This is a genomic window from Mycobacterium sp. RTGN6 (genome assembly GCF_033804605.1).
Classification (GTDB): domain Bacteria; phylum Actinomycetota; class Actinomycetes; order Mycobacteriales; family Mycobacteriaceae; genus Mycobacterium.
In genome coordinates, this window is record NZ_JAPZKZ010000005.1 from 198,235 (window position 1) to 224,860 (window position 26,626).

General features: G+C 68.3%; 22 protein-coding genes and 1 tRNA gene. 14 read left to right on the top strand and 9 right to left on the bottom strand.

Annotation, left to right across the window (positions count from 1 at the left end; translation table 11 throughout):
- The first annotated feature begins 2 nt into the window (after positions 1-2).
- A complete protein-coding gene (locus SLQ33_RS14520; protein WP_319454564.1) occupies positions 3-2,867 on the top strand; it encodes an ornithine decarboxylase in 2,865 nt (954 codons plus the stop codon).
- A 55-nt stretch (positions 2,868-2,922) separates the two neighbouring features.
- On the opposite strand, the gene SLQ33_RS14525 is transcribed toward SLQ33_RS14520, so the two are convergent.
- Positions 2,923-3,819: an alpha/beta hydrolase gene (locus SLQ33_RS14525; RefSeq protein WP_319454565.1), complete on the bottom strand. Its 897-nt coding sequence runs from the start codon at positions 3,817-3,819 to the stop codon at positions 2,923-2,925.
- Here SLQ33_RS14525 and SLQ33_RS14530 point away from each other — a divergent pair.
- Positions 3,818-5,755: a propionyl-CoA synthetase gene (locus tag SLQ33_RS14530; protein ID WP_319454566.1), complete on the top strand. Its 1,938-nt coding sequence runs from the start codon at positions 3,818-3,820 to the stop codon at positions 5,753-5,755. The genes SLQ33_RS14525 and SLQ33_RS14530 overlap by 2 nt on opposite strands.
- A gap of 237 nt (positions 5,756-5,992) precedes the next feature.
- Here SLQ33_RS14530 and SLQ33_RS14535 read toward each other — a convergent pair whose 3' ends face one another.
- From SLQ33_RS14535 to SLQ33_RS14555, 5 genes are all read right to left on the bottom strand, one after another.
- Positions 5,993-6,934 (bottom strand): Ppx/GppA phosphatase family protein, encoded by a 942-nt coding sequence (locus SLQ33_RS14535; RefSeq protein WP_319454743.1) that lies wholly within the window; start codon positions 6,932-6,934, stop codon positions 5,993-5,995.
- Entirely contained in the window at positions 6,931-7,425 is a 495-nt protein-coding gene (locus SLQ33_RS14540) for a DUF501 domain-containing protein (RefSeq protein WP_319454567.1), read from the bottom strand. Before SLQ33_RS14540 ends, SLQ33_RS14535 begins: the two co-directional genes overlap by 4 nt.
- Positions 7,418-8,122: a septum formation initiator family protein gene (locus SLQ33_RS14545; RefSeq protein WP_319454568.1), complete on the bottom strand. Its 705-nt coding sequence runs from the start codon at positions 8,120-8,122 to the stop codon at positions 7,418-7,420. Before SLQ33_RS14545 ends, SLQ33_RS14540 begins: the two co-directional genes overlap by 8 nt.
- 19 nt (positions 8,123-8,141) lie before the next feature.
- Positions 8,142-9,422 (bottom strand): phosphopyruvate hydratase, encoded by a 1,281-nt coding sequence (eno, locus tag SLQ33_RS14550; protein ID WP_319454569.1) that lies wholly within the window; start codon positions 9,420-9,422, stop codon positions 8,142-8,144.
- An 86-nt stretch (positions 9,423-9,508) separates the two neighbouring features.
- Positions 9,509-10,240: a lytic transglycosylase domain-containing protein gene (locus SLQ33_RS14555; protein ID WP_319454570.1), complete on the bottom strand. Its 732-nt coding sequence runs from the start codon at positions 10,238-10,240 to the stop codon at positions 9,509-9,511.
- 192 nt (positions 10,241-10,432) lie between these two features.
- Here SLQ33_RS14555 and SLQ33_RS14560 point away from each other — a divergent pair, with 192 nt between their 5' ends.
- On the top strand, positions 10,433-11,359 hold the full coding sequence (locus SLQ33_RS14560) for an EfeM/EfeO family lipoprotein (protein ID WP_319454571.1): 927 nt from the start codon (positions 10,433-10,435) through the stop codon (positions 11,357-11,359).
- The gene (locus tag SLQ33_RS14565; RefSeq protein ID WP_319454572.1) at positions 11,356-12,624 is read left to right on the top strand and encodes a Dyp-type peroxidase; all 1,269 of its coding nucleotides are present in this window, start codon (positions 11,356-11,358) and stop codon (positions 12,622-12,624) included. Before SLQ33_RS14560 ends, SLQ33_RS14565 begins: the two co-directional genes overlap by 4 nt.
- A gap of 292 nt (positions 12,625-12,916) precedes the next feature.
- Here SLQ33_RS14565 and SLQ33_RS14570 read toward each other — a convergent pair whose 3' ends face one another.
- The gene (locus SLQ33_RS14570; RefSeq protein WP_319454573.1) at positions 12,917-14,014 is read right to left on the bottom strand and encodes a nucleoside triphosphate pyrophosphohydrolase; all 1,098 of its coding nucleotides are present in this window, start codon (positions 14,012-14,014) and stop codon (positions 12,917-12,919) included.
- Between the two features lie 19 nt (positions 14,015-14,033).
- Positions 14,034-17,702, bottom strand: a complete 3,669-nt coding sequence (gene mfd, locus SLQ33_RS14575) for a transcription-repair coupling factor (protein ID WP_319454574.1) — start codon at positions 17,700-17,702, stop codon at positions 14,034-14,036.
- A gap of 106 nt (positions 17,703-17,808) precedes the next feature.
- Here mfd and lysA point away from each other — a divergent pair, with 106 nt between their 5' ends.
- Positions 17,809-19,149 (top strand): diaminopimelate decarboxylase, encoded by a 1,341-nt coding sequence (gene lysA / locus SLQ33_RS14580; protein WP_319454575.1) that lies wholly within the window; start codon positions 17,809-17,811, stop codon positions 19,147-19,149.
- A 1-nt stretch (position 19,150) separates the two neighbouring features.
- Here the strand turns inward: lysA and SLQ33_RS14585 are convergent, their stop codons facing one another.
- Positions 19,151-19,750, bottom strand: a complete 600-nt coding sequence (locus SLQ33_RS14585; protein ID WP_319454744.1) for a TetR/AcrR family transcriptional regulator — start codon at positions 19,748-19,750, stop codon at positions 19,151-19,153.
- Between the two features lie 125 nt (positions 19,751-19,875).
- On the opposite strand from SLQ33_RS14585, the gene SLQ33_RS14590 reads away from it, so the two are divergent.
- From SLQ33_RS14590 to pth, 9 genes are all read left to right on the top strand, one after another.
- Positions 19,876-19,947 (top strand) — tRNA-Gln (locus tag SLQ33_RS14590).
- A 158-nt stretch (positions 19,948-20,105) separates the two neighbouring features.
- Positions 20,106-21,563 carry a bifunctional UDP-N-acetylglucosamine diphosphorylase/glucosamine-1-phosphate N-acetyltransferase GlmU gene (gene glmU, locus SLQ33_RS14595; protein WP_319454576.1) on the top strand — a complete coding sequence of 486 codons (1,458 nt, stop codon included), beginning with the start codon at positions 20,106-20,108 and terminating at the stop codon, positions 21,561-21,563.
- A 99-nt stretch (positions 21,564-21,662) separates the two neighbouring features.
- The gene (locus SLQ33_RS14600) at positions 21,663-22,646 is read left to right on the top strand and encodes a ribose-phosphate diphosphokinase (RefSeq protein ID WP_319454577.1); all 984 of its coding nucleotides are present in this window, start codon (positions 21,663-21,665) and stop codon (positions 22,644-22,646) included.
- A 1-nt stretch (position 22,647) separates the two neighbouring features.
- Positions 22,648-22,992 carry an arsenate reductase (glutaredoxin) gene (arsC, locus tag SLQ33_RS14605; RefSeq protein ID WP_319454578.1) on the top strand — a complete coding sequence of 115 codons (345 nt, stop codon included), beginning with the start codon at positions 22,648-22,650 and terminating at the stop codon, positions 22,990-22,992.
- Entirely contained in the window at positions 22,989-23,645 is a 657-nt protein-coding gene (locus SLQ33_RS14610; RefSeq protein ID WP_319454579.1) for an LpqN/LpqT family lipoprotein, read from the top strand. The genes arsC and SLQ33_RS14610 overlap by 4 nt, the downstream gene beginning before the upstream one ends.
- Positions 23,642-24,304: an LpqN/LpqT family lipoprotein gene (locus tag SLQ33_RS14615; RefSeq protein WP_319454580.1), complete on the top strand. Its 663-nt coding sequence runs from the start codon at positions 23,642-23,644 to the stop codon at positions 24,302-24,304. The genes SLQ33_RS14610 and SLQ33_RS14615 overlap by 4 nt, the downstream gene beginning before the upstream one ends.
- Before the next feature lie 35 nt (positions 24,305-24,339).
- Positions 24,340-25,203 (top strand): oxidoreductase, encoded by an 864-nt coding sequence (locus SLQ33_RS14620; RefSeq protein ID WP_319454581.1) that lies wholly within the window; start codon positions 24,340-24,342, stop codon positions 25,201-25,203.
- A gap of 124 nt (positions 25,204-25,327) precedes the next feature.
- Positions 25,328-25,990, top strand: a complete 663-nt coding sequence (locus SLQ33_RS14625) for a 50S ribosomal protein L25/general stress protein Ctc (RefSeq protein ID WP_319454582.1) — start codon at positions 25,328-25,330, stop codon at positions 25,988-25,990.
- A gap of 21 nt (positions 25,991-26,011) precedes the next feature.
- Positions 26,012-26,590, top strand: coding sequence for an aminoacyl-tRNA hydrolase (gene pth, locus SLQ33_RS14630; RefSeq protein WP_319454583.1), 579 nt, complete (start codon positions 26,012-26,014; stop codon positions 26,588-26,590).
- Positions 26,591-26,626 lie beyond the last annotated feature (36 nt).

Genomic DNA, 26,626 nt, shown 5'->3' on the forward strand with positions numbered 1-26,626 from the left:
GCATGTCAGACAATTCACACGCATACAACAGCGTCTGGCAGCTACGCGGCGACGCGTGGTGCCGCCTCGAGGAAGCCGCCGACCGGCTCACTCGCACGACGACCACCGGTGAGCTCAAGGATCAGTACACCGACATCTGCCGGGAACTGTTGGCCACGCTGACGCCGCTCGAGCCGTACTGGGCCTACCCCGGATCGCCGCAGTTCGCCAAGGTGCAGCGGCTGTTCAACGCGGGCAACTACGACAAGTTCGCGCACGCGGTCACCCGGATCAACCGCGCGCTGACCACCGAGTCCTACCGCAGCGGCGACGTGGAAAACGCCGGCCTCGACGACACCGACATGTTCCCCGCCGACCCGCGCACGCTCGAACAGCAGCCCGCCACCAGGAAGGAGCAGCTCTACTTCGAGGTGCTCGTCGTCGAGAAGATGACCGAGGCCCAGGAGCGTGCGCTGCGCAAGGAGGTGCGCAGCTGGCGTCGCCCCGACGACGAGTTCGTCTACGAGCTCGTCGTGGTGTCCAGCGGCGACGAGGCACTCATCGCCGCGCGGCTCAACGTCAACCTTCAGGCCGTGGTGATCCGGCGGCGCTTCAGCCACCAGTCGTCGCGCGACCTCACGAGTTTGGCGGAGTTCGTCGACACCCGCGTCTCCGAGGACCTCGACGACCACAAGTCCCCCGACGAGCGCGCGCAGATCCTCGCCGCGTCGCTGCACGAGCTCCGCCCCGAACTCGACATGTACCTCATGACCGAGATCGACGTCGAGCAGATCGCGGGCCGACTCGGACCGTCGTTCCGCCGCGTGTTCCACGCCCGCGAGGGCGTGCTGGAACTGCACCTGTCGATCCTGCATGGCGTCGCGGAGCGCTACCAGACTCCGTTCTTCAGCGCGCTCAAGCAGTACAGCCACCGCCCGACAGGCGTCTTCCACGCACTGCCGATCAGCCAGGGCAAGTCGATCGTCAACTCGCACTGGATCAAGGACATGGTCGGCTTCTACGGCCTTGACGTGTTCATGGCCGAGACGTCGGCGACGTGCGGCGGGTTGGACTCGCTGCTCGAGCCGACCGGCCCGCTTCGCGAGGCGCAGGAGCTGGCCGCGGCGGCCTACGGCTCCCGGCACACCTACTTCGTCACCAACGGCACCTCGACGGCCAACAAGATCGTCACGCAGTCGTTGGTAGCACCCGGCGACATCGTGCTGCTGGACCGCAACTGCCACCAAAGCCACCACTACGGGATGATGATGGCCGGCGCCAACGTCATCTACCTCGAGGCGTACCCACTGGCCGACTACACCATGTACGGGGCGGTGCCGCTGCGCGAGATCAAGTCGAAGTTGTTGGCGCTCAAGCGCGCTGGCAAGTTGGACCGCGTCAAGATGATGTCGCTGACCAACTGCACGTTCGACGGCATCGTGTACGACGTCGAGCGGGTGATGGAGGAATGCCTCGCCATCAAGCCCGATCTCGTCTTCCTCTGGGACGAGGCGTGGTTCGCGTTCGCGCGCTTCCACCCCGTGTACCGCAGCCGCACCGCGATGGCGTCGGCGCGCAAACTGCGGGAGAAGCTGCAGAGCGCGGAGTACAAGCGCGACTACGAGGCCGAACTCGCCAACGAGGCCGGCCACCAGCCCACCGACGACGAACTGCTCAACCGTCGCCTTCGCCCCGATCCGGCCAAGGCGCGGGTGCGGGTCTATGCCACCCAGTCGACGCACAAGACGCTCACGTCGCTGCGCCAGGGCTCGATGATCCACGTGTTCGACCAAGACTTCGAGCAGAAGGTGTCCGAAGCGTTCCACGAGGCGTACATGGCGCACACGTCCACGTCGCCGAACTACCAGATCCTGGCGTCGTTGGACCTGGGCCGACGCCAGGTCGCGCTGGAGGGCGTCGAGTTGGTGCAACGTCAGATCGAGAACGCGATGCAGCTGCGCGACGCGATCGACGACCATCCGCTGCTGAGCCGCTTCATGAACTGCCTGCGCACCTCCGACCTGATCCCCGACGAGTTCCGGCCGTCGGGCATCGAGCAGCCGTTGCGGTCGGGATTGCGAAACATGATGGCGGCGTGGGACGCCGACGAGTTCGTGCTCGACCCGTCGCGCATCACGCTGTCGATCGGCCGCACCGGTTACGACGGTGACACGTTCAAGCGCGAACAGCTGATGGACCGTCACGGCGTCCAGATCAACAAGACGTCGCGCAACACCGTGCTCTTCATGACGAACATCGGCACCACCCGCAGTTCGGTGGCGTTCCTGGTCGAGGTGCTCGTCAAGATCGCAGGCGAGCTCGAGGAGCACGTCTCCGAGATGGGCCTCGGCGAGCGCGGACGGTTCGAGCAGAAGGTGCGCGGGTTGACCACCAATTCCGTGTCGCTGCCTGACTTCAGCGGCTTCCACCCCGTCTTCCGCGACTTCACGGGTGGCGAGGAAACGCCGGAGGGGGACGTGAGACGGGCGTTCTACCTGTCCTACGACGACACCAACTGCGAGTACCTCACCCCAGAGCAGGTCTTCGAGAAGCTCGACGCGGGGACCGACGTGGTGTCGGCGACGTTCGTCACGCCCTACCCGCCAGGATTCCCGGTGCTGGTGCCCGGCCAGGTGTTTAGCCGCGAGATCCTGACCTTCATCCGCGAGCTCGATACCCCCGAGATCCATGGCTACAAGCCGGAATTCGGATACCGGGTGTACACGGAGAAGGCCATCGAGATGTGCGGCCCGGTGCAAGCAATCCAGCCCGCGCCGGTGCAAGCCGTGCCGCCCGCTCCGCAGCCAGCACCTGAGCCCGCGCCTCCCTCGAAGTCGAAGAAGAGCAACGGGAAGGCGCCGACGGAGCCCGCGGACGCCCTCAACTAACCCGCGATTTCGGCGCGGTTTCGGACGCTGACCGGGCGAAAGCGCGCCGAAATCGCTAGGGGGAAGCCGTTTCGGAGGCCAGCGCGATCAGCTTCGCGCGCACCAGGTCCGGCCGCTCGTCGATGACGAAGTGCCCCGAGTCGACGGGGTCGAAGGTGTAGTCGTCGGCCTGGGCCGTCTCGGGAGAGGCGAGCGAGTGGTGTACTGCGAAGTCGCCCATCCCAAAGAGCACGCGGATGGGTACGGTGATGCGCCGATCCTCCGGATTCCTTGCCCCTGAAAGCAATTCACGAAGCAGGAACGTGCGGTAGGTATCCCTGGCCGCGCGCGCGACGACGGGGTCGCGGAACCGGTCGGTGTACACGCGAGCCACCGCCGGATCGAGCCGGTGCGCTGCCGGCCCGAACTGGAACAGTCGGCGCAAGTAGGGCGTGTGTCGCTGCAGCGGCACCCCGACGCTGGCCACCAGCGGCTGGTAGGTCAGCAGCCGCCAGGCGTGCGGGCCGAACGTGCGGGGCGTCTGCCAGGGGTGCGCCATGTTCATCACCAGATAGCCATCGAATCGTTCCGGGTGAGCCAGCAGCATGCGGTATCCCACGAAGCCGCCCCAGTCGTGTCCGACGAGCAGTGCGCGCTCCAAGCCGAGGGCGTCCATGAGCGCGAGCACGTCCTCGGCGATCTCGTCCTTGACCCACTTGTGCGGCGCGGGACCGGACCAGCCGTAACCGGGTAGGTCGGGGGCGATGATCCGCAACCCCGGCGGCGGGTCGGCCAGCAGGTCGCGGTACACCCAGTGGTGCTGCGGCCAGCCGTGCAGCGCGATGACCGGGCGGCCGTCGGCGGGGCCGGACTCGGTGACGTGGAACCGCACGCCGCGGGCCTCCACGAAGGATCGTCGTACACCGTCGATGACCGGCGGCTCACTCGTTGTTGACATTGCGTCAGTAACCATGGTTCCGACTATAGAAACCCGGCGAACCGTCCGACAACCACCCACGGCGCGCTACCGTGCCGGTATGCCCGGCTACCGCTCATTGTTCGAGGCCAGCATCGAAGACCCGACCGCGTTCTGGGCGGAGGCCGCACGTGCCGTGACCTGGACCCGCGAGCCCACGACGGTGCTCGACGACACCAATCCACCGTTCTACCGGTGGTTCCCCGACGGGGAACTGAACACGTGCGCCAATGCGCTGGACCGCCACGTCGAGAGCGGCCGCGGCGACCAGGCCGCCCTGATCTACGACTCCCCCGTCACCGGCACCCAGCGCACCTACACCTACCGCGAACTGCTGGACCAGACGGCCCGTTTCGCGGGTGCCCTGCGCAACCTGGGCGTCGGCAAGGGCGATCGCGTCGTGATCTACCTGCCGATGGTCCCGGAGGCGGTGATCGCGATGCTGGCGTGCGCGCGATTGGGCGCCGTGCACTCGGTGGTGTTCGGCGGATTCGCCGCCAACGAGCTAGCCGCCCGCATCGACGACGCGCGCCCCGCCGTCGTCGTGTCGGCGTCCTGCGGCGTCGAGCCCACCCGGACCGTCGCCTACAAGCCGATGCTCGACGACGCGCTCCGCATCGCCGAACACGACACGCCCGCGTGCGTCATCCTGCAGCGCCCGCAGCAGCCGTGCGAGCTGGTGGAGGGTCGTGACGTCGACTGGGCCACCGCCATGGCCTCTGCCGAGCCTGTCGACCCGGTGCCCGTCGCCGCGACGGATCCGCTCTACGTGCTCTACACCTCGGGGACGACGGGCAAGCCGAAGGGCATCGTGCGGGACAACGGCGGGCATGCGGTCGCCCTGCTGTGGACGATGCGACACATCTACGACACCCAACCAGGCGAAGTGTATTGGGCCGCTTCGGATGTCGGTTGGGTGGTGGGCCACTCCTACATCGTCTACGGACCGCTGCTGCTCGGTGCGACGACGGTGCTGTACGAGGGCAAGCCGGTGGGCACCCCCGACGCGGGCGCCTTCTGGCGGGTCGCCTCTGAGCACCGCGTCACGGCACTGTTCACCGCGCCGACGGCCATGCGGGCCATCAAGAAGGTGGACCCCGACGCCGCCGAGCTCGCCCACTACGACCTGTCCGCCCTTCGCTACCTGTTCCAGGCAGGCGAACGCCTCGACCCCGGCACATATCACTGGGCCGCAGAGAAACTCGGCATCCCCGTCATCGACCACTGGTGGCAGACCGAGACCGGGTGGTCGATCGCCGCCAATCCGATGGGCCTCGAAGCGCTGCCGGTCAAGCCCGGCTCGGCTACCGTGCCAATGCCTGGATACGACGTGCGCATCCTGCGCCCCGACGGCACCGAGTGCGACGCCGGCGAGGAGGGAGCGATCTGCATGAAGCTGCCGCTTCCGCCGGGCACCCTGCCGACGCTCTGGGGCGACGACGATCGCTTTGTCGCGTCGTATCTTTCGGCATTTCCGGGCTATTACCTCTCCGGTGACGGCGGCTACCTCGACGAGGACGGCTACCTCTTCGTCATGGGCCGCACCGACGACGTCATCAACGTCGCCGGACACCGCTTGTCCACCGGCGCCATCGAAGCCGTGCTGGCCACCCATCCCGCCGTCGCGGAGTGCGCGGTCATCGGTGTGGCCGACGAGATCAAGGGGCAGGTGCCGCGTGGATTCGTCGTGCTCAAGGCCGGCGCGTCCGCCGATGGGCTCACCGAGGCGCTCGTCGACGCCGTCCGCACGAACATCGGGGCGGTGGCCAACCTGAAGCGGGTCGACGTCGTCGCCGCGCTGCCGAAGACGCGCTCGGGCAAGATCCTGCGCAAGACGATGCGTGGCATCGCCGACGGCCGCCCCGAGGCTCCTCCGTCGACCATCGAGGACATTTCGGTGCTCGACGAGCTGACCCCGGTGCTGAAGTCCTGAAACGACGACGAATTTCGCACCGTAGCGTTCCAACTCAGCGTGATCCGAACTATTGTGAAGTAGTCATATGTTGATGTCCGACCGAGTGGCAGAGGTGAATTGCGATGCGAGTTTCACAAGCCAAGGGTGGCTGCACCTGCAAGTGCAATGCGTGTGACGGTGGGCACCACTGTGGGAATCCCCCGAACTGCAACGTACGGCGCTGACGCTGCGGCGTCGCTGACGCCGCCCTGAAACTCACTGCGCGAGCGACAGCGCGATTCCGTCGAGGATGTCGTGCTCGCTAACCACGAGTTCGTCGATGCCGGCTCGGCTGCCGAGTTCGCGCGCCAACTCCTCGACGACGATGGCTCCGCCGCCGATCACGTCAACGCGGCCTTCGTGCATGGGGCCGAGTACCGCGCGCTGCTGCCGCGTCATGGCCAGTAGCTCGGCACAGACGGGCAGGAGTTCGTCGAACCCGACGCGCGACAGGTGAATTGCTTCCGAGTCGTAGGTCGCCATCCGCTGCGCGAGCGCCGACAACGTCGTGAACGTGCCTGCCACGCCCACCCACGTCCGCGCACCGTCGACTGGAACCTCGCGCAGCGCCTCGGCGAGCGCGCCGCGCACCACTTCCCGCGCGTCGGCGATCTCGGCCTCGGTTGGCGGGTCGGAGTGTAGACACCGTTCGGTCAGGCGCACGCAACCTATGTCGGCGGAGTAGCTGGCCTGGACGTCGACTTCACTGACCACCACCTCCGTCGATCCGCCGCCGAGGTCGACGACGACGAACGGGGCAGCGGCACTATCCAATTCGCCGATGGCGCCGTGGAACGACAACGCGGCCTCCTCGACCCCGGTGATGACCTCGGCCACCGCGCCGGGAACGACGGCGCCGAGCACGTCGGCCGTCATGGCGAAGAATTCGTCGCGGTTGGCGGCGTCGCGGGTCGCCGACGTGGCGACCATCCGAACCGAGGAGACGCCGTGGGTGCGCAGCAGTTCGGCGTAGTCGATGAGTGCCATCCGGGTGCGTTCCAAGGCGTCTGGCGCGAAGCTGCCCGTGGCGTCGACGCCCTGGCCGAGCCGGACGATGCGCATCTCACGGTGGACGTCGGTCAGCCTCCCGTCGGCGTAGTCAGCGATCAACAAGCGGATGGAATTGGTTCCGCAGTCGATTGCGGCAACTCTGCTCAGGGTGCCCACCGTCCTCGGTCGAGAATGCCTGCCATCCCGGGTTCGACGGCAAGTAGCGCGAGCGCCTCGTCGCCAAAGGGGTTGACGCCCGGCCCCTTTGCGAGCGAATGGGCCATGACGACGTGCAAGCACTTGACCCGCTCCGGCATGCCGCCGCCAGAGAACGTGGTCCCGAGCGATTCGACGGCGTCACGCTCGGCGAGGTAGGACTCGTGGGCGCGCCGGTACGCCGCGGCGAGCTCCGGGTCGGCGTGCAACCGCTCGGTCATGTCGCGCATCAGCCCGGCCGACTCCAACCTGCTGGCCGCGGCGGTCAGCACCGGATGCGTGAGGTAGTACAACGTCGGAAAGGGCGTTCCGTCAGGAAGTCTCGGCGTCGTCTTCACCACACCGGGCTCACCGTTCGGACAGCGGTACGCGATCTCGAGGACACCGCGCGGCTCCCGGCCCAGCTGTCGGGCCACGGCGTCCAGGTCCGCCCGATCAACCACCGGGCGGGGCAACCGGTGGCACCCCGGGCGCCGGGGGCGGCGCCGGAGCGGGGATGGGGGCGGGCGCGGATGGGGGCGAAACCCCGTGCGGCGCATCGGCGATGGTGTGCCACAGCGACGTGTACCACGGCTGCCCGCTTGGCTTGGCCGCGGCGCCGGGCCCGGCCACGGCGTCCGGTCCCACCGGCTCGTTCAGCTGCACCTGATACGGAATCTCGCCCGGCATCACGAAACCGAGTCGTTCCCTGGCCTGCGCCGCGATGTACACCGGGTCGGCGAGCTTGTCCTTCAGCTGTTCGAGATCGGCGATCTGCGAACGCAACTGCGCCTCCGCGGCGTCCAGCTGCTTCATCTCAGTGCGCTGCGCGAAGTAGGTGCGCACCGGCCCGGCAATGGTCAGCGTCAGCACGCAGACCACGGCCGCGAGGATGGCCGCCCGGCGCGCGGCCGAACCGAACCGCTGCTCGGACTGCTGGTCGGCCGCCTCGGCGATGGCCGACTTGATGGACCCGATGACGCCGGGGTCTGGCTCCGCAACCTCGTCGGGCTCGACGTCGGGCGCAGGGCGAGGTTCGGTGACACGCGGTTCACGCCGGATGGGCGTGGCGCCGCGTGGGCGACCCTTGGCCTCGCCACCCTTCCCCGGTCGCGACGCGGGGGCGCGCCGCTTGGGGTCGGGTCGCTTGGCTTCCGGCATGAACCCAAAGGTACTTGCGTCAGGACCCGAAGCGCGGGAACGCGACGTCGCCGGCATACCGTGCGGCGTCGCCGAGCAGGTCCTCGATGCGCAGCAGCTGGTTGTACTTCGCGACGCGCTCGCTGCGGGCCGGGGCACCGGTCTTGATCTGCCCGCTGCCGACGGCGACGGCGAGGTCGGCGATGGTGGTGTCCTCGGTCTCACCCGAGCGGTGGCTCATCATCGTCTTGTACCCGGCGCCGTGGGCCAGCGACACCGCGTCCAGCGTCTCGGTCAGGGTGCCGATCTGGTTCACCTTGACCAGCAGGGCGTTGGCCGCGCCCTTCTCGATGCCCTCCAAGAGCCGCTCCGGGTTGGTGACGAACAGGTCGTCGCCGACGATCTGGACGCGGTCGCCGATCGCCGTGGTCAGCGCGATCCAGCCGTCCCAGTCGTCCTCCGACAGCGGGTCCTCGATCGACACCAGCGGGTACGCGTCGAGCAGCTCGGCGTAGAACGCACCCATCTGCTCGGCGCTGCGGGTCTCCTTCTCGAACGCGTAACCCGTTCCGTCCGTGTAGAACTCGGTGGCGGCGACGTCGAGCGCGAGCGCCACGTCGGTGCCCAGCTTGAAGCCCGTCGTCTCGATCGCGGAGCTGATCAGGTCCAGCGCGGCCTTGGTGCCCGCGACGTCGGGTGCGAAGCCGCCCTCGTCACCCAGGCCGGTGGCGAGGCCCTGCTTCTTCAGCACGGCCTTCAGCGCGTGGTAGACCTCGGCGCCCCAGCGCAGGGCTTCCCGAAAGGTCGGCGCGCCGATGGGCGCGACCATGAACTCCTGGACGTCCACGCCGGTGTCGGCATGCGCGCCGCCGTTGAGGATGTTCATCATCGGGACCGGCAGGATGTGGGCGTTGGGGCCACCGACGTAGCGGAACAGCGGGAGCTCGGCGGAGTCCGCGGCGGCGCGGGCCACCGCGAGCGACACCCCGAGAATCGCGTTGGCGCCAAGCCGCGACTTGTCGGGCGTCCCGTCGAGGTCCAGCAGGGCCTGGTCGACGAGCCGCTGGTCGTCGGCGCTGTAGCCGATCACGGCCGGGGCGATCTCGTCGAGCACCGCATTCACGGCCTTCTCGACGCCCTTTCCGCCGTAGCGTTCGCCGCCGTCGCGCAGCTCGACCGCTTCGTGCTCACCCGTGGAAGCGCCCGACGGCACGGCCGCGCGGGCTGCCGACCCGTCACTCAACGCGACCTCGACTTCGACCGTCGGATTGCCGCGGGAGTCGAGGATCTCGCGGGCCGCGACCTGCTCGATGATGGCCACTGGGGTCTCCTTGGGTGATGGGGTGCGGGGACGGAGTCAGCCTAGTTGGTGCCGCTCCCGAGTTCGCGCCACGTCTTCGTGAACTGTCAGAGCGGATGACCTCCTGCGTAGGCCGTCGCCCAGTCGCGCACGGTGCGCGCGTATTGGTCGGAGAGGTTGTAGGCGCGCAGGGCGTCCATCCAGCCGCGGGGCGTCGCCAGATCCTTGCCCCGCCAGCACAGGTACCCGGCGGCCGACAGCGCCGCGTCGTCGATGTTGTCGGGGCTCACGTCGCCGTCGTTGTTGGCGTCGACCCCGTACAGCCGCCACGTCTCGGGGATGAACTGCATGGGGCCCATGGCGCGGTCCAGGGTCGGGTCGCCGTCGAGCTTCCCGCCGTCGGTGTCGGGGATCGACATGTTGCCCATCGACCCGTCCAGCCGGACCCCGCGGATCGGGGGGCGCACGTCGCCGTTCGGCGCGATCGTCGCGCCCCGGTAGGTGCCGTGGTGGCTCTCGACCATCCCGATCCCGGCGAGCGTCGTCCAGGACAGGCGACACTTCGGGTTGACAACCTCTGCCACGCGTGCGGCGTAGGCGTATGCCTCCAGCGCCGTGACCGGGATACCCATCGCCGGAGCACGCTCGGCGGCCCACGCGTGCAACTGGTCGGCCGGCCGGCCCTTGGCGGTGATGTCGACCGGCGGCACCGGGGCGCCGGCAGGCGGCGGAACGCCTTCGGGGATCGGGACGCCCGCCCGGAACGAGCACGAAAACGCCATCAGCAGGGCCGTTGCAATGACCACGCCAACGGCCCGCAGCCAACGCTTAGGCGACACCAGACTCCCTCACCAACGATCCGCACCATTGTGCCGTGCGGTGCCCGGGCTGCTCGGCAGCACCTCCGCGGCGGCGCGGTCGACGTGCGAGTTCGGCACGGTGAGGTAGTACAGGCACGCCTTATTTAGGAGTGCCTACCCTAGGCCGCCCCGACGATGTAATCTTCACGCGTCAAACCAACAGGAGGCTCCATGAATCTGCATCTCGCCTGGCCCGTGCCCTTTGTGGTAGGAGCCCTGGTCCTTGCCGGCTGCTCCAGCGGCGACAAGAGCACCGAAGCGAGTAGCAGCTCATCGAGCTCCGCAGCGACGTCCACGTCGGCCGCGGCCGAGCCCAACCCGTTGGCGGCCAAGGCCGGCGACGAGTACAAGGCGTACGCGATCGCTCAGATCGACGAACTCGTCGGGCTCGTCAAGGTGTTCACCGACGCCGTACGCGCAGGCAATCTGAAGGCCGCGCAGGACGCCTACGCGCCGTCGCGCGGGCCGTGGGAGCGCATCGAGCCGCTAGCGGGCCTCGTCGAGGAGATCGACGGGCTAACCGACTCGCGCGTCGATGACTTCACAAGCGTCGACGATCCGAAGTTCACCGGCTGGCACCGCCTCGAGTACCTGCTGTTCGAGAAGAACACCACCGAGGGCGGCGCCCCGTTCGCCGATCAGCTCGACAAGGACATCGCGACGCTCAAGGCACAGTTCCCGACCATCGAGGTACCCGCTGTCGCGGTGGCCACCGGCGCGGCCGAGCTCATCGAAGAGGTGTCGCAGGGCAAGATCACCGGCGAAGAGGACCGCTACTCCAAGACCGACCTGTGGGACTTCGACGCCAACCTGCAGGGCTCGCAGGCCGCGATCGACAAGCTGGAACCCGCGCTCAAGGAAGCCGATGCCGCGCTGCTTGGCAAGATCGACGGGGGCTTCACCGACATCTACGCCACGCTGGCGCCGCTTCGCCAAGGTAACGGCTGGGTGCTGTTCTGCACCCAGGGCGACCAGTACCCGTCACCGCGGTGCCCCGCCGTCACGGTGACGCCGCAGGTCATCGACGCCTTGAAGGCACAGCTCGCCGGTCTGTCCGAGAACGTGTCCCAGGTTGCGGGAGTGCTGGGCCTCAAGTGACGGAACAGCCACCGCGCTCGGGTATCTCACGACGAGGATTCGTCACCGGAGCGTTGAGTGCGAGCGCCGGCGCCGCGGTCGGCGTCGGCGCGAGCATGGCGCTGTCCGGCGACTCGCCGCACGAGGAGATCCGTCCAGCGGCGGCGCCTGCCACCTTCGTCCCGTTCGAGGGCGCGCACCAAACGGGCATCACCGCGTTGCCAGTCCCCACGCGAGGGTTGGCAGCGTCGTTCGCGATGGTCTCGGGCGACCGTGCCCGGCTCAAGACCGTGCTGTCTGAACTCACCGACGAGATCCGCGGGTTGATGGCGGGCAAGCCGCCGGAGACCCGCGATCCGGCCTACCCGCCCGTCGACTCGGGGATCCTGGGCGACACGCCGCCGCCGGACAACCTGTCGGTCGTCGTGAGCGTCGGAGCGTCGTTGTTCGACGATCGATTCGGGCTCGCTGCTCGCAAACCCAAGGAACTGGTCACGATGCCGTTCCTGGCCAACGACAGACTCGATCCCAAGCAGTCGCACGGCGACCTGCTGATCACGATCGAGGCCGGCCACACCGACACCATCCAGTTCGCGCTTCGGCAGCTGATGCGCTGCACGCGTGGAGATCTGGTGCTCAAGTGGATGGTGGACGGCTACGGACGCGGCGCGGGCCAGGCGTCGTCTGCCACGACGCCGCGAAACCTGCTCGGCTTCAAGGACGGAACGGCCAACCTCGATTCCGCCGACGGCGGCCTCATGGACAAACACGTGTGGGTGGGGGCCTCCGACGGCGAGCCGGATTGGGCGTTCGGCGGCTCGTATCAGGTGGTGCGCATCATCCGGATGTTCGTCGAATTCTGGGACCGCACGCAGCTGGCCGAGCAGGAGTCGATCATCGGCCGCAACAAGGTCAATGGCGCACCGATGGGCCTCACCGGCGAGTTCGACGACCCCGACTACGCCGAGGACCCCGACGGCAAGCGCATCAAGCTCGACGCCCACATTCGGCTGGCCAACCCGCGAACCACCGAAACCGACGAGAGCCTGATCCTGCGGCGCGGCTTCTCCTACGCCCGCGGTTTCGACGGTGCGGGCCGGCTCGACCAGGGGCTGGCCTTCGTCTGCTATCAGCGCAGCCTGAAGAAGGGCTTCCTCGCCGTCCAGGAACGCCTGACGGGTGAGCCGCTCGAGGAGTACATATTGCCCGTCGGCGGCGGCTTCTTCTACGCGCTACCCGGCGTCACCGGAGACGGCAGGTTCCTCGGCGACCGATTGGTCGACTAACGCTCCTTCGCCGAAACTGCTGGCAGTGCTGAGCGATCGACTAGCAACGGCTTGACGTTTGCGACTTCTGCACTGCGGTCGTTGTTTTCGCCGATCGACGACCGTGGAGTAGAACTCGCGAGAGTTGGACGCTAGTCCGTTCGGCCGCGGGCAATGTCCCTTTCACGCTGCTATGCACGAGATGCGACTCAGGGTCGTGGTTTACCGGTCCGCAGCGAGAAACCACGACCATGGGACGCCTCTCGGCCATAGGAGCTCGAAGGACGTCTACCTGCGGACTCGTTCGGTCCAGCTAGTCCGCGCGGGCCACCGATTCCGCGACCTCGTCAACGGGCTCCTCGGCCTCGGCTTCGGGTTCATCTTCGGCTTCAGGTTCGGGCTCAGCTTCAGGTTCGGGCTCAGCTTCGGCTTCGTCCTGAGGGTCCTCGACGACTTCATCCGCGGCCGGCTTCGAAGTCGGCCAGTGGGCGCGCCACTCGTCCTCGGACACCGTCCCGAGTTGAGCGATGTCGAGCACCTCGGGCACGTCCTCGCCCCGCCGACTCGCCGCGATCGTGTACTCGGCCTTGCGGATCGTGTCCATGAACTCCAGCGTCGCCGTCCGCAACGCGTTCTCGGCGTCGCCGCCCAAGCCGACCCCGATCGACACCATTCCCTCGGGAATCAGGTCGACGGGCAGCCCTGCCGCGACGGCTCGTTGGTACACCTTCTGCGTCAGCGCGAGCGCGGGCTGGCCGGTCGGCACGTCGTCCATGCTGGAGACGCGCGCCTTCACCGACGCTTCCTGGGCCTTGCGTTCCTCCCACTGCGCAACTTGCTCGTCGAGCGAAATCGGCTGTCCGCCAAGGACTCCGGGCGCACGGTTGATGAGTTTGCGCACCAGCGAGTCCGCGACGTCGTCGATGCCGAACGGCAGCAGCGTCGCGTCCTCGGCGATGCGCGCGTGAAAGAGCACCTGGAGCAGCACGTCTCCGAGCTCTTCGCGCAGCTGCTGCGCATCGCCGTTGCGAACGGCGTCGAAGAGCTCGTAGGTCTCCTCGAGCAGATACCGGCGCAGCGAGTCGTGGGTCTGTTCGCCCTCCCACGGCCCCGTGGTGCGCAGCTTGTCCATCAACGCCACGGCGTCGACCAGCCGCTCGCCCGGCTGCGGGCCCGGCGCCGAGATCAGCTGTTCGCCAGCCGCCAAGCGGGCGGTAACCTGGGGATGGTCCGGATCCGACGACAACAGCACCGGTGCGTCCTCGCCGTCGTGCGACGGCCTGGCCGCGGGCAGCGACCACGGCACCCGAACGGGCATCTCCTCGGTGTATTGCACGTCCCCGGCCAGCAGTCCAAAGGCCTCGACGGGAACCAGCGACGGGCGGCGCGGATCGACCAGAACGACCGTCATCGGCCCTGCCGCCGCTCGTTCATGAGGTCCCTTTGCTGTTCGCGCGAACACTATCCGCGTCGCGACCCGTGAGGTCGGTTATATCAACATCTGTCTGGGGTTTTCCATCCAGCGCGAGGAGCAAACCCGCCACCACCCGAAGCAACTCGACGTCGCGGATCCGCGGTGCACTCACGCCCGTGCCGGTGCGTGGGATCGGCATCGCGATGGTTGACGTCGTCGCACGGTAGGTCGCGCCCGGGTACATGCGCTTGAGCCGAAGTTGCTGGGAATCCGCCAGCGTCAGTGGGGCAATGCGCAACGTCGACTCCGACGCGGCGCTGACCTCGGTGACGCCGTACTCGCGGCACAGCAGCCGCAACCGGGCCATGGCGACCAGCCGGCGTGCCGGTTCGGGCAACTCGCCGTACCGGTCGACGAGTTCCTCGACGACCGCGGAGATGCCATCGCCGTCCGGGGCCGCCGCCATCCGGCGGTAGCCCTCCAACCGCAGCCGGTCGCTGGCGATGTAGTCCGGCGGCAGATGGGCGTCGACCGGCAGGTCGATGCGCACGTCCTTCGGCTCCTCAACGGCGGCAATGGTTTTGCCGTCGACCGCAGCGCGGTAGGCCTCGACGGCCTCGCCGACCAGTCGCACGTAGAGGTCGAAGCCGACCCCCGCGACGTGGCCGGACTGCTCGACGCCGAGCACGTTGCCCGCGCCGCGGATCTCGAGGTCCTTCATGGCGACGGCCATGCCCGCGCCGAGCTCGTTGTTCTGGGCGATCGTCGCCAACCGGTCGTATGCCGTCTCGGTCAACGGCACTTCCGGCGGGTAGAGGAAGTAGGCGTAACCACGCTCGCGGCTGCGCCCGACCCGGCCGCGCAGCTGGTGTAGCTGCGAGAGGCCAAACATGTCGGCCCGCTCGACGATCAGCGTGTTCGCATTCGAGATGTCCAGGCCGGTCTCGACGATCGTCGTGCAGATCAGAATGTCGTAATCGCGGTTCCAGAAACCCTCGACTGTGCGCTCCAACACGTCCTCGGGCATCTGCCCGTGCGCGACGACCACACGCGCCTCCGGCACCAACGCCTTGACCCTGGCCGCCGCGGCGTCGATGGTCCGCACCCGGTTGTGGATGTAGAAGACCTGGCCGTCGCGCAGCAGTTCGCGGCGCAGGGCGGCCGCGACCTGCTTGTCGTCCATCGGGCCCACGTAGGTGAGCACCGGGAACCGCTCCTCGGGCGGGGTGAGGATCGTCGACATCTCGCGGATGCCGGCCAGGCTCATCTCCAGCGTGCGCGGAATCGGGGTGGCACTCATCGTCAGCACGTCGACGTGCGTGCGCATCGCCTTGATGTGTTCCTTGTTCTCGACACCGAAGCGCTGCTCCTCGTCGACCACGACCAGGCCGAGGTCCTTCCAGGTGACGCCCGTCTGGAGCAGCCGGTGCGTGCCGATGACGATGTCGACGGAGCCGTCCTTCATGCCCTCGAGCACCGCCCGCGACTCCGCGGTACTGGTGAACCGCGACAACCCCTTGACGGTCACCGGGAACCCGGACATGCGTTCGGTGAAGGTCTGCAGGTGCTGATCGGCCAGCAGCGTCGTGGGCACCAGAATCGCCACCTGCTTGCCGTCCTGCACGGCCTTGAACGCCGCCCGCACCGCGATCTCGGTCTTGCCGTAGCCGACGTCGCCGCAGATCACCCGGTCCATCGGGACGGCCTTCTCCATGTCGGACTTGACCTCGGTGATCGCGGTCAGCTGGTCGACGGTCTCGGTGAACCCGAACGCGTCCTCCATCTCGGCCTGCCACGGGGTATCCGGTCCGAACGCGTGACCGGGCGAGGCGTGCCGCTTCGCATAGAGCGCGACGAGCTCGCTGGCGATCTCGCGAACCGCACGCCGCGCCTTGGTCTTGGTATTGACCCAGTCGCTGCCGCCGAGTCGGCTCAGCGTCGGCTCGGCGCCGCCGACGTATCGCGACAGCTGATCGAGCGAATCCATGGGCACGAACAACTTGTCCGACCCGCCACCCCGCCTGCTTGACCCGTACTCCAACACCAGGTATTCGCGGCGGGCGCCTCCGACGATGCGTTCGGACATCTCCACGAACCGGCCGATGCCGTGCTGATCGTGCACCACCAGGTCGCCGGCCGTCAGCGCCAGGGGATCGACGACGTTGCGCCGCTTTGCGGCCAACCGTTTGCCCGTGGGAGCGGTGGCCCGGTTTCCGGTCAGATCGGCCTCGGTGATGACGACCAGGTTCGCGCCAGGCACGATGAGCCCGTCGTGCAGCGGGCCCTTGAGTACCCCGACGACGCCGGGCTTCGGGGCCGCACCGGACTCCAACATCGTTGCGGGCGTGTCGGATTCGGCCAGTTGTTCGACGACGCGGTGCGCGGTGCCGGCACCTGGTGCCACCACCGCCGCGAGGCCACCGGTGGCGACGTGCGCTCGCAGCATCGCGAACATCTCGTCGAGCGGTGCGACATGCCCGCGCGCCGACGGCGCCGCTCGAACGTCGAGCTCGACGGCCTTCTCGTCGCCGAGCTGGCTCAGCGTCCACCACGGGTGCCCGCCCGCACGCGCGGCCGCGCGCACGTCGTCGAGCTCCCGGAAGCCCGAACCGCCAAGCTGCTCGAAGTCGATCGGGGCGTCGCCGCCGACGGCCGCCACCGACCACGACGCCTCGAGGAACTCCTGGCCGGTCTTGATGAGGTCGGCCGCTCGCGTGCGCACCTTCTCGGGGTCGCAGATCAGCAGCGGCGTGCCTTCGGGCAGGGCGTCGTTGAGCAGCGTGAGGTCGGTGGGCCGCAGCACCGGCAGCAGGGCCTCCATGCCGTCGACGGGGATGCCCTCGGCCAGCTTGGCCACCATTTCGCCGACGGTGCCGGTGACGTGGTTCTCCTCGGTGGGCAGGGCGTCTGCCAGCACCTTCGCCCGTTCGCGCACGTCGTCGGTGAGCAGCAGCTCGCGACATGCCACCGCGATCAGGGCAGCGGGCTCGAGCTCGGGAATGGAACGCTGGTCCGCGACCGAGAACATCCGGAGTTCGGTCACTTCGTCGCCCCAGAACTCGACGCGCATCGGATGCTCGGCGGTCGGCGCGAACACGTCGAGGATGCCGCCGCGCACGGCGAACTCGCCCCGCTTGCCGACCATGTCGACGCGTGTGTAGGCCAGTTCCACCAGGTTCGCGATCACGCCGTCGAAGTCGGCCTCGGCGCCCACCGACAGCGTCACCGGGTCGATGTCGGCGAGGTCGGGCGCCATCGGTTGCAGCAGCGAGCGCGCGGTGGTCACCACGACCCGCAGCGGCGGGCCCAAGCGCGCGTCATCGGGATGGGCGAGCCTGCGCAGCACCAGCATCCGGGCCCCGACAGTCTCGACGCCCGGCGACAGCCGTTCGTGCGGGAGGGTCTCCCACGACGGGAACATCGCGACGGCGCCCCCGAGGACGGCGCGCAATTCGGCGGTGAGGTCGTCGGCCTCGCGGCCGGTGGCGGTGACGACGAGCAGCGGGCCCGCCTGCGCCAGTGCCGCCGCCACGAACAGCCGCGCGCTGGCCGGTCCGACGAGCGCGCGTTCGCCCGCGCCGCTGGACGCGCGTTCGGTCAGTTCGGAGAAGGTTGGCGCCGTCAAGGCCAGCTCGACGAGCCCCGCAATCGGGGTCTGGACATGGGTCTGCCCCGGTGAGGTCATGGTGGTTCCATTGTAGGAGGCCCGAAGTCGTCAAGATTTCGCCGCCCGGCGTGAAGACTCCGTCAAGAACTCACCACGGCGTTGCTGGCGCGCGCACGGTGAAGCAATGACCCTTCTCGATCAAATGCCTTCGCTTCGCAAGGCCGCCCCGATGCGCATCGACCCGGCCGTCTGGCCTGTCACCGCGAGGGTCGACGACGAAGGCCGACTCTGCGTCGGCGGGGTCAGCCTGTGCGAGCTCGCCGACGAGTTCGGCACCCCTGCCTACGTCCTCGACGAGGCCGACTTCCGCTACCGCGCGCGCCGCTACCGAACGTCATTGCGCAACGTGCGGGTCGTGTACGCGGCCAAGGCGCTACTCACCACCGAGGTCGCCCGCTGGGTCGCCGACGAAGGGCTTGGCCTCGACGTCTGCTCCCCCGGCGAACTCGCGGTGGGCCTAGCGGGCGGCGTCGACCCGCGCCGGATCGTCGTACACGGCAACGCCAAGACCGCGAGCGACCTGCACACCGCCACCGCCGCGGGGGTGGGCCGCATCGTGATCGACAGCAGCACCGAGATCGCGCTGCTGGCCAGCCAGTCCCATAGCCCCCAGCCCGTACTCGTCCGCGTCACTCCCGACGTCGACATCCACGGGCACGCCGCGGTCACCACGGGGATCACCGATCAGAAGTTCGGCTTCGCGATCGCCGGCGGACACGCACTGTCGGCGGCCGGGCGCGTACTCGGCCAGCCCTCACTGCTGCTGGCGGGGCTCCACTGCCACCTGGGCTCACAGGTCACCGAACCCGAGGTGTACGCCGAGGCGATCCGGCGGATGATCGCGCTGATGGCCGACATCCGCGCCAAGCACGGCGTGGTGCTCTCGGAGTTGAACATCGGTGGCGGACATGGCGTTCCGTACGTCGCAGGCGACGCCGAACTCGACCTCGGCGAGCTCGACGACTTCATCGACGACGCCCTTGACGCGGCCTGCGCCGCGGAGCACTACCCGCGACCGGTCGTCGTGGTCGAACCCGGCCGAGCGATATCCGCTCGCGCAGGGGTGACGTGCTACCGCGTGGTTTCGGTCAAGCACCAGCCCGGCGGACGCACGTTCGTCGCCGTCGACGGCGGGATGAACGACAACCCGCGCGTGGCGCTGTACGGCGCGCGCTACACCGTGGCCGTCGCCAACCGTCACCCGCTGGGACCGACGCAGCCCGTCACGGTCGTCGGTCGATACTGCGAGGCCGGCGACGTCATCGCCCACGACGTTGCGCTGCCCGCCGATCTTCACCCCGGTGACCTGCTGGCCGTGGCCACGACGGGCGCCTACCACCACTCGATGGCGTCGACCTTCAACGCGGTGGGGCGTCCGCCCATCGTGACGGTCCGCGACGGACGAGCCCACGTGTCGGTACGGCGGGAGACGACGGACGACTTGCTCGCGCGCGATTGCGGATGAGCTACTCGTAGCCCTCGTGCAGCACCGGATCCGCTTCGAGGTGCGTCAACCCGTTCCACATCAGGTTGACCAGATGTGCGGCCACCACTTCCTTCTTCGGCTCCCTGGTGTCCAGCCACCACTGTGCCGTCATCGACACCGACCCGACCAGGGCCTGCGCGTAGAGCGGCGCGAGGTCGGGGTCGAGCCCGCGACGGGAGAAGTCCCCGGCGAGGATCGACGCGACCTGGCTGACGGCGTCGTTGAGCAGGCTGGAGTAGGTGCCCGACGCGATGCTGGCCGGCGAATCGCGGATCAGGATGCGGAAGCCGTCGGTGCGCTCCTCCACGTACGTCAACAGCGCGAGCGCCACCCGTTCGACGCGGACACGGGAGCGGTTGTTGGTCAGCGACGACGTGATGCCGTCGAGCAGGGCGGACATCTCGCGGTCGACGACCACGGCGTACAGCCCCTCCTTGCCGCCGAAGTGTTCGTAGACAACGGGTTTGGAGACGTTGGCGCGCTGCGCGATCTCCTCGATCGAGGTGGCCTCGTAGCCCCGCTCGGCGAACAGCGACTTGGCGATCTCGATGAGCTGCTGGCGCCGTTCGGTGCCAGTCATTCGCGCGCGGGGTGCACGCACTTCCTTCTCGGGCGCTGCCACGGCACTGAGCCTATTCCTCGGGTCGCTGCGCTCCTACTCTGCGAGCCTCGGGCCTGCGCCGTCGGCTAAAGTCACTACCGCAATCCGTCGTAGTGTAATCGGCAGCACCTCTGTTTTTGGTACAGATAGTTCAGGTTCGAGTCCTGGCGACGGAGCAATTCCCCAGGCATCGACATAGGGCCCAGCGCGAAGACTTGCGAGTGGACGTGTCCGTCAGCGCTATCTCAATGCACGTCTGCGACACCCCGCTAGTTTGGTCTGAACGTTCACCGGCCCGAGAATGGCCGCAGTGGTGTCCGATCGAGAGGTGAGAATGACGGTGGCAACCGACACGGCCGTCTTGGTGCTGGCCGCGGGAGCGGGCACTCGGATGCGGTCTGACCTGCCCAAAGTGCTGCACCCGATCGCGGGCCGCAGCATGCTGGCCCACGCGCTGCATGCGATCGCCAAGGTCTCGCCGCAGCACCTGGTCGTCGTGGTCGGCAACGACCGGGAACGCGTCGCCGCGGCCGTCGCCGAGCTCGCGCAAGACCTCGGCAGGCCGATCGACATCGCCGTCCAGGACGACCCGCGGGGCACCGGACACGCCGTCGGCTGCGCGCTCGCCGCGCTGCCCGCCGACTTCGCGGGAACCGTGGTCGTCACCACGGCCGACGTACCGCTGATGGACGCCGACACCCTCGCCGAGCTCGTCAGCCGGCACGGGGCCGCTGGCGCGTCAGCGACGCTGCTGACCACCACGGTGGATGACCCGACGGGCTACGGCCGGGTGCTGCGCACCCAGGACAACGAAGTGATCGGCATCGTGGAACAGGCCGATGCCACGACGTCGCAGCACGCCATTCGCGAGGTCAACGCGGGCGCATACGCGTTCGACGTGGCAGCGCTGCGGCCGGCGCTGAGCCAGCTGCGTTCGGACAACGCGCAAGGCGAGCTCTACCTGACCGACGTCATCGCGATCGTGCGTCGCGACGGCGGCATCGTGAAGTCCCATCACGTCGACGACAGCGCGCTGGTCGAGGGCGTCAACGACCGGGTGCAGCTGGCCGAACTCGCCGCCGAACTCAACCGCCGCATCGTCGCGACGCACCAGCGGGCCGGCGTCACGATCGTCGACCCCGCCACCACGTGGATCGACGTCGACGTGACCATCGGCCGGGACACCATCGTGGCGCCGGGGACCCAGCTGCTCGGGACCACCGAGATCGGCATGAACTGCACGATCGGGCCCGACACCACATTGACCGACGTCGAGGTCGGTGATGGTGCGTCGGTGATCCGTACGCACGGGCAGCTGGCAGTCATCGGCGACGGCGCCACCGTTGGGCCATTCGCCTACCTTCGCCCCGGCACCCAATTGGGCTCCGACGGCAAGCTCGGCGCGTTCGTCGAGACCAAGAACGCCGTCATCGGGACGGGCACCAAGGTGCCGCACCTGACCTACGTCGGCGACGCCGACATCGGCGAGCACAGCAACATCGGCGCCTCCAGCGTGTTCGTCAACTACGACGGAGAAGCCAAGTCCCGCACCACAATTGGCAGCCACGTGCGCACCGGATCCGACAACATGTTCGTCGCGCCCGTCACCGTCGGCGACGGCGCCTACACCGGCGCGGGCACCGTCGTCCGCGACGACGTGCCCCCGGGCGCGCTCGCGGTGTCGGCCGGTCCGCAGCGCAACATCGAGGGTTGGGTGGAGCGCAAGCGTCCGGGCAGCGCCGCCGCGGAGGCGGCCCGCAAGGCCACGACCGACGCCGAACAGTCGGAGTAACTGGACGCATTCCGTTGGCATTCTGGTAACCCGGCAACGCGTCGCGGGCAACCGTACGTACCATTGCCCCGTATCGATCTCCGACCGGCGAGGGCCAATGTGAGCAGCCACGACTGGACCGACAACCGCAAAAGCTTGATGCTCTTCTCGGGGCGCGCGCACCCCGAGTTGGCCGATCAGGTCGCCAAGGAACTCGACGTGCCCGTCACGGCGCAGACCGCGAGGGACTTCGCCAACGGCGAGATCTTCGTCCGGTTCGAGGAGTCGGTACGTGGGTGCGACGCATTCGTGCTGCAGAGCCACCCCTGGCCGCTGAATCAGTGGCTGATGGAACAGCTGATCATGATCGACGCGCTCAAGCGCGGCAGCGCCAAGCGCATCACCGCGATCCTTCCGTTCTATCCGTACGCGCGGCAGGACAAGAAGCACCGCGGCCGCGAGCCCATCTCGGCCCGACTGGTCGCCGACCTCTACAAGACGGCCGGCGCCGACCGGATCGTCACGGTGGACCTGCACACCGACCAGATTCAGGGCTTCTTCGACGGGCCCGTCGACCACATGCGCGGGCAGTCACTGCTCTGCGGCTACATCGCCGACAACTACGCCAGCCACGACATGGTCGTCGTCTCCCCCGACTCGGGCCGCGTGCGCGTCGCCGAGAAGTGGGCCGACTCGCTTGGCGGCGTTCCGCTGGCCTTCATCCACAAGACGCGTGACCCGCTGGTGCCCAACCAGGTCAAGTCCAACCGCGTCGTCGGTGACGTCAGAGGCAAGACCTGCATCATCACCGACGACATGATCGACACCGGCGGCACGATTGCCGGCGCGGTCAAGCTCTTGAAGGAGGACGGCGCCGCGGATGTCGTCATCGCGGCCACCCACGGCGTGCTGTCGGAACCCGCCTCCCAGCGGCTGGCCGACTCCGGCGCCCGGGAGGTCATCGTCACGAACACGCTGCCGATCGGCGAGGACAAGATGTTCCCGCAGCTGACCGTGCTGTCGATCGCGCCGCTGCTGGCCAGCACCATCCGCGCGGTGTTCGACAACGGTTCCGTCACCAGCCTGTTCGACGGGTCCGCCTAGCGTGCCCGGCGCTCGCATCTACCACAACCCCAAGTGCTCGACGTCCCGCAAGACATTGGATCTGTTGCGGGAGCATGGAATTGAACCCGAGGTCGTGCTCTACCTGAAGACGCCGCCAACGCGTGCGGAGCTCGTCGAGCTGATCTCCGACGCAGGCATCGACGTACGTACCGCGGTGCGAAAGCGTGAGGCGCTGTACGCCGACCTGGGCCTGGCCGACGCCTCCGACGACCAACTGCTCGACGCTATGGCCGAGCACCCGATCCTCATCGAACGGCCGTTCGTCGTCACCGCCAAGGGCACCCGGCTGGCCAGACCCATCGACTCCGTCCGCGAGATTCTGTGAGCTCAGTCCGCTACGTGGCGATGCTGGCGGTACCGCTGTTGCTCGCAGGCTGCGGCTCCGACGGCGCCCAGAGTCACGGCGATTCGACGACGGCGGCGGCGTCACCTTCGGCGGCGCCATCGTCGGCGCAGCCACCTCCCCCGGGTCGCGCGCTGCCGTTCAAGGACTACCTCGAAACCATCGACGTCCACGGAAAGCCCGTCCAGTTCTCCGACGCCAAGGGGCTCGCGGTGAACGTTCCCGTGCCCGCGGGCTGGGAGCGGTCCAACGATCCACTCTTCGCGGGCGGCATGGACTTCATCAGCGAGGTCGGCAACACGTCGAACTACCCTTCGGTGGTGCTGATGGCGATCCAACTCGACGGCGAGTTCGACCCGAAGCGCGAGATCCGGCACGCGAACGTCGACGCGCTGCCGCCCCGTACTACCGACGTCACCGAATCCTTCGACGACTACCAAGGCTTTCCGTCCGCGTTGGCCGAGGGGAACGAGGGCAGCACGCAGCGGTACAGCCGCATCGTCATCGCCACCGTGCCGTCGACGGGCGTGCGCTACCTGGTCCAACTGACGGTGGCCACCAAGGCCGACCAGCCGATCGCGGCGACGCCCGCGTTGAAGAGCATCGTCGACGGGCTCACGGTGACGGTCTCGTGAGCAGCGCCAAGTGGCCCGTCGCCGCGCTGGCCGTGGCACTGTCGATCGCCGGCTGCGGACCCGCGACGCCCGACTACGAGAAGATCTGGTCGTCGACGCCCACCACGACCACCACGTCGGCCGAGGCCGAGCCACCGGTGCCGTTCTCCCAGTACCTGGAGAACATCGGCGTCACCGGGGCACCCGTCGCACCCGACAAGCTGACCGACCTGACGGTGAGCGTGCCCACCCCCGACGGGTGGAAGCCCTACGTCAACGCCAACTTGTCACCCGGCACCCGGACCATCGCCAAGGGCGACACGTATCCGATCGCGATGGTCCTGGTGTTCCAGCTGACCGGCGCGTTCGACGCCGCCGAGGCCATCAAGCACGCCGACGCCGACGCGGAAATGTCGGAGAACTTCAAGAAGCTCAACGGCTCCCAGGAGAACTTCCGGGGCTTCCCGTCCTCGATGATCGAGGGCAGCTACGACCTCAACGGCCAGCGCATGCAGAGCTACAACCGCATCGTGATCGCCACTGGGACGCCGCCCAAGCCGGGCGCGCCTGGCCAGCGGTACCTGGTCCAGTTGACGGTGACGAGCTTCGCCGACCAAGCGCAGACCAACGCGGCCGACGTCGAGAAGGTCATCAAGGGCTTCACGGTCGCGGCGAAGTAGTCGGGGGTTCACCCGGCGCCACTAGGCTGGCCGGCATGAGCTGGACCGCCGCCGACCTGCCCTCGTTCGCCGGACGCACCGTCATCGTCACGGGCGCCAACAGTGGCCTCGGCGAGGTGACGGCCCGCGAGCTAGCCCGCGTCGGCGCCAAGGTGATCCTCGCGGTGCGCAACACCGCCAAGGGCGACGCCGCCGCGGCGGGCATGCCCGGCGACGTCGAGGTGCGCCAGCTCGACCTTCAGGAGCTGGCGTCGGTGCGGGCGTTCGCCGACGGCGTCGACGGGGTCGACGTGCTGGTGAACAACGCCGGGATCATGGCCGTTCCGTTCGCCCAGACCGTCGACGGGTTCGAGAGCCAGCTCGGCACCAATCACCTCGGCCACTTCGCGTTGACGAACCTGCTGCTACCCAAGCTCACCGACCGGGTGGTGACGGTGTCGTCGATGATGCACCTGATGGGGTACGTCAGCATCAAGGATCTGAACTGGAAGTCGCGGCCGTACTTCGCGTGGCCGGCCTATGGCCAGTCGAAGCTGGCCAACCTGCTGTTCACCAGCGAGTTGCAGCACCGGCTCGACGCGAGCGGGTCGTCGGTCAGGGCGCTGGCGGCGCACCCCGGCTACTCGGCCACCAACCTGCAGGGCCAGACCGGCAACAAGTTGGGCACCAAGTTCTGGAAGGCAGCCAACACGCTGGGCACTAGCGCCGACTTCGGCGCCCGCCAGACGCTCTACGCCGTCGCCAAGGACGTACCGGGCAACAGCTTCATCGGACCCCGGTTCGCGATGCGCGGGCCCACCGGACAGAGCCCACGCAGCCCGTTGGCCAGCTCGGCGAGCACGGCGCGGGCCCTGTGGGAGCTATCCGAGCAGCTGACCGGCACCGGATTTCCGCTCTGAGCGCTTGGTCGGCTACCCTTGCTGCGATCACGGCGAGGGTGGCTCGACCACCGTTATCGACGGGACTGGGCGAAATGCCTGCGACCTGGCCGTGCACTGACCACCGGCTACAGGAGCAGAAGACATGGCCAAGACCAAGGCCCACACCGCGAACAATCTGACCGCTGAGGTCCGCACCAAGACCGGCAAGGGCGCGTCGCGTCAGGCCCGTCGCGAGGGCAAGGTGCCCGCCGTCCTGTACGGCCACGGCGCCGATCCGCAGCACCTGGTGCTGCCGGCCCGCGAGTTCGCCGCCGTGCTGCGCAACTTCGGCACCAACGCCGTGCTGACCCTCGACGTCGACGGCAAGGAAGCGCTCGCGTTGCCCAAGTCGATCGAGATCCACCCGGTCCGCCGCAACATCCAGCACGTCGATCTCATCATCGTGCGTCGCGGCGAGAAGGTGACCGTCGAGGTCAACGTCGTCGTCGAGGGCGACGCAGGCCCCGACACGCTGGTCACCCAGGAGAGCAACAGCATCGAGATCGAATCCGACGCCATGTCGATCCCCGAGCACCTCACCTTGTCGATCGAGGGCGCCGCGGCAGGCACGCAGTTCACCGCCGCCCAGGTTCCACTGCCCGACGGCGTCACGCTGATTTCGGATCCCGAGCTGCTCGTGGTGAACGTCGTCAACGCGCCGACGGCCGAGGAGCTCGAGAGCGAAGGCGGCGGCGCGTCGGTGGAGGATCAGGCCGACGAGGCCGCCGAGGCCGAGGCCGAGGCTCCAGCAGCCGAGTCCGAGTAGATCGGACAGGACGGACCCGCCATGGCCGAACCGCTCCTGGTGGTCGGCCTTGGCAATCCGGGGCCGCAGTACGCCACCACCCGGCACAACCTCGGTTTCCTGGTTGCCGACGTCCTTGCCGACCGCATCGGCTCGGGCTTCAAGGTGCACAAGAAGTCGGGGGCCGAGGTGACGACGGGCCGGCTCGGCGACAAGTCCGTGGTGCTGGCCAAGCCGCGCACCTACATGAACGAGTCCGGTCGCCAGGTTGGGCCGCTGGCCAAGTTCTACTCGGTCGCACCCGCCGACGTCATCGTGCTGCACGACGAGCTCGACATCGACTTCGGCCGCATCCGGCTGAAGTCCGGCGGCGGGGTGGCCGGCCACAACGGGCTGCGGTCGGTGGCGTCCGCGTTGGGTACCAACGACTTTCAGCGGGTGCGGATCGGCGTCGGCCGGCCGCCTGGGCGGCAGTCCGGGGCGTCGTTCGTGTTGGAGAACTTCAACTCGCGGGAACGCCCCGAGCTCGGAACCATCGTGGAGCAGTCCGCCGACGCCACCGAACTGCTCGTCCAGCTTGGGTTGGAGCCCGCGCAGAACACCGTCCACGCCTGGGGCTAGGGCGTTTTCTTCCGCGAGCGCGCGTGTCTGCGGGCG

Bases quoted from the DNA above. Each gene is read 5' to 3' on its own strand.
- SLQ33_RS14520 (WP_319454564.1), top strand. From the start codon at position 3: ATGTCAGACAATTCACACGCATACAACAGCGTCTGGCAGCTACGCGGC.
- SLQ33_RS14530 (WP_319454566.1), top strand. From the start codon at position 3,818: ATGGTTCCGACTATAGAAACCCGGCGAACCGTCCGACAACCACCCACG.
- SLQ33_RS14525 (WP_319454565.1), bottom strand. From the start codon at position 3,819: ATGGTTACTGACGCAATGTCAACAACGAGTGAGCCGCCGGTCATCGAC.
- SLQ33_RS14545 (WP_319454568.1), bottom strand. From the start codon at position 8,122: ATGCCGGAAGCCAAGCGACCCGACCCCAAGCGGCGCGCCCCCGCGTCG.
- SLQ33_RS14560 (WP_319454571.1), top strand. From the start codon at position 10,433: ATGAATCTGCATCTCGCCTGGCCCGTGCCCTTTGTGGTAGGAGCCCTG.
- SLQ33_RS14570 (WP_319454573.1), bottom strand. From the start codon at position 14,014: ATGACGGTCGTTCTGGTCGATCCGCGCCGCCCGTCGCTGGTTCCCGTC.
- mfd (WP_319454574.1), bottom strand. From the start codon at position 17,702: ATGACCTCACCGGGGCAGACCCATGTCCAGACCCCGATTGCGGGGCTC.
- lysA (WP_319454575.1), top strand. From the start codon at position 17,809: ATGACCCTTCTCGATCAAATGCCTTCGCTTCGCAAGGCCGCCCCGATG.
- SLQ33_RS14585 (WP_319454744.1), bottom strand. From the start codon at position 19,750: ATGACTGGCACCGAACGGCGCCAGCAGCTCATCGAGATCGCCAAGTCG.
- glmU (WP_319454576.1), top strand. From the start codon at position 20,106: ATGACGGTGGCAACCGACACGGCCGTCTTGGTGCTGGCCGCGGGAGCG.
- SLQ33_RS14620 (WP_319454581.1), top strand. From the start codon at position 24,340: ATGAGCTGGACCGCCGCCGACCTGCCCTCGTTCGCCGGACGCACCGTC.
- SLQ33_RS14625 (WP_319454582.1), top strand. From the start codon at position 25,328: ATGGCCAAGACCAAGGCCCACACCGCGAACAATCTGACCGCTGAGGTC.
- pth (WP_319454583.1), top strand. From the start codon at position 26,012: ATGGCCGAACCGCTCCTGGTGGTCGGCCTTGGCAATCCGGGGCCGCAG.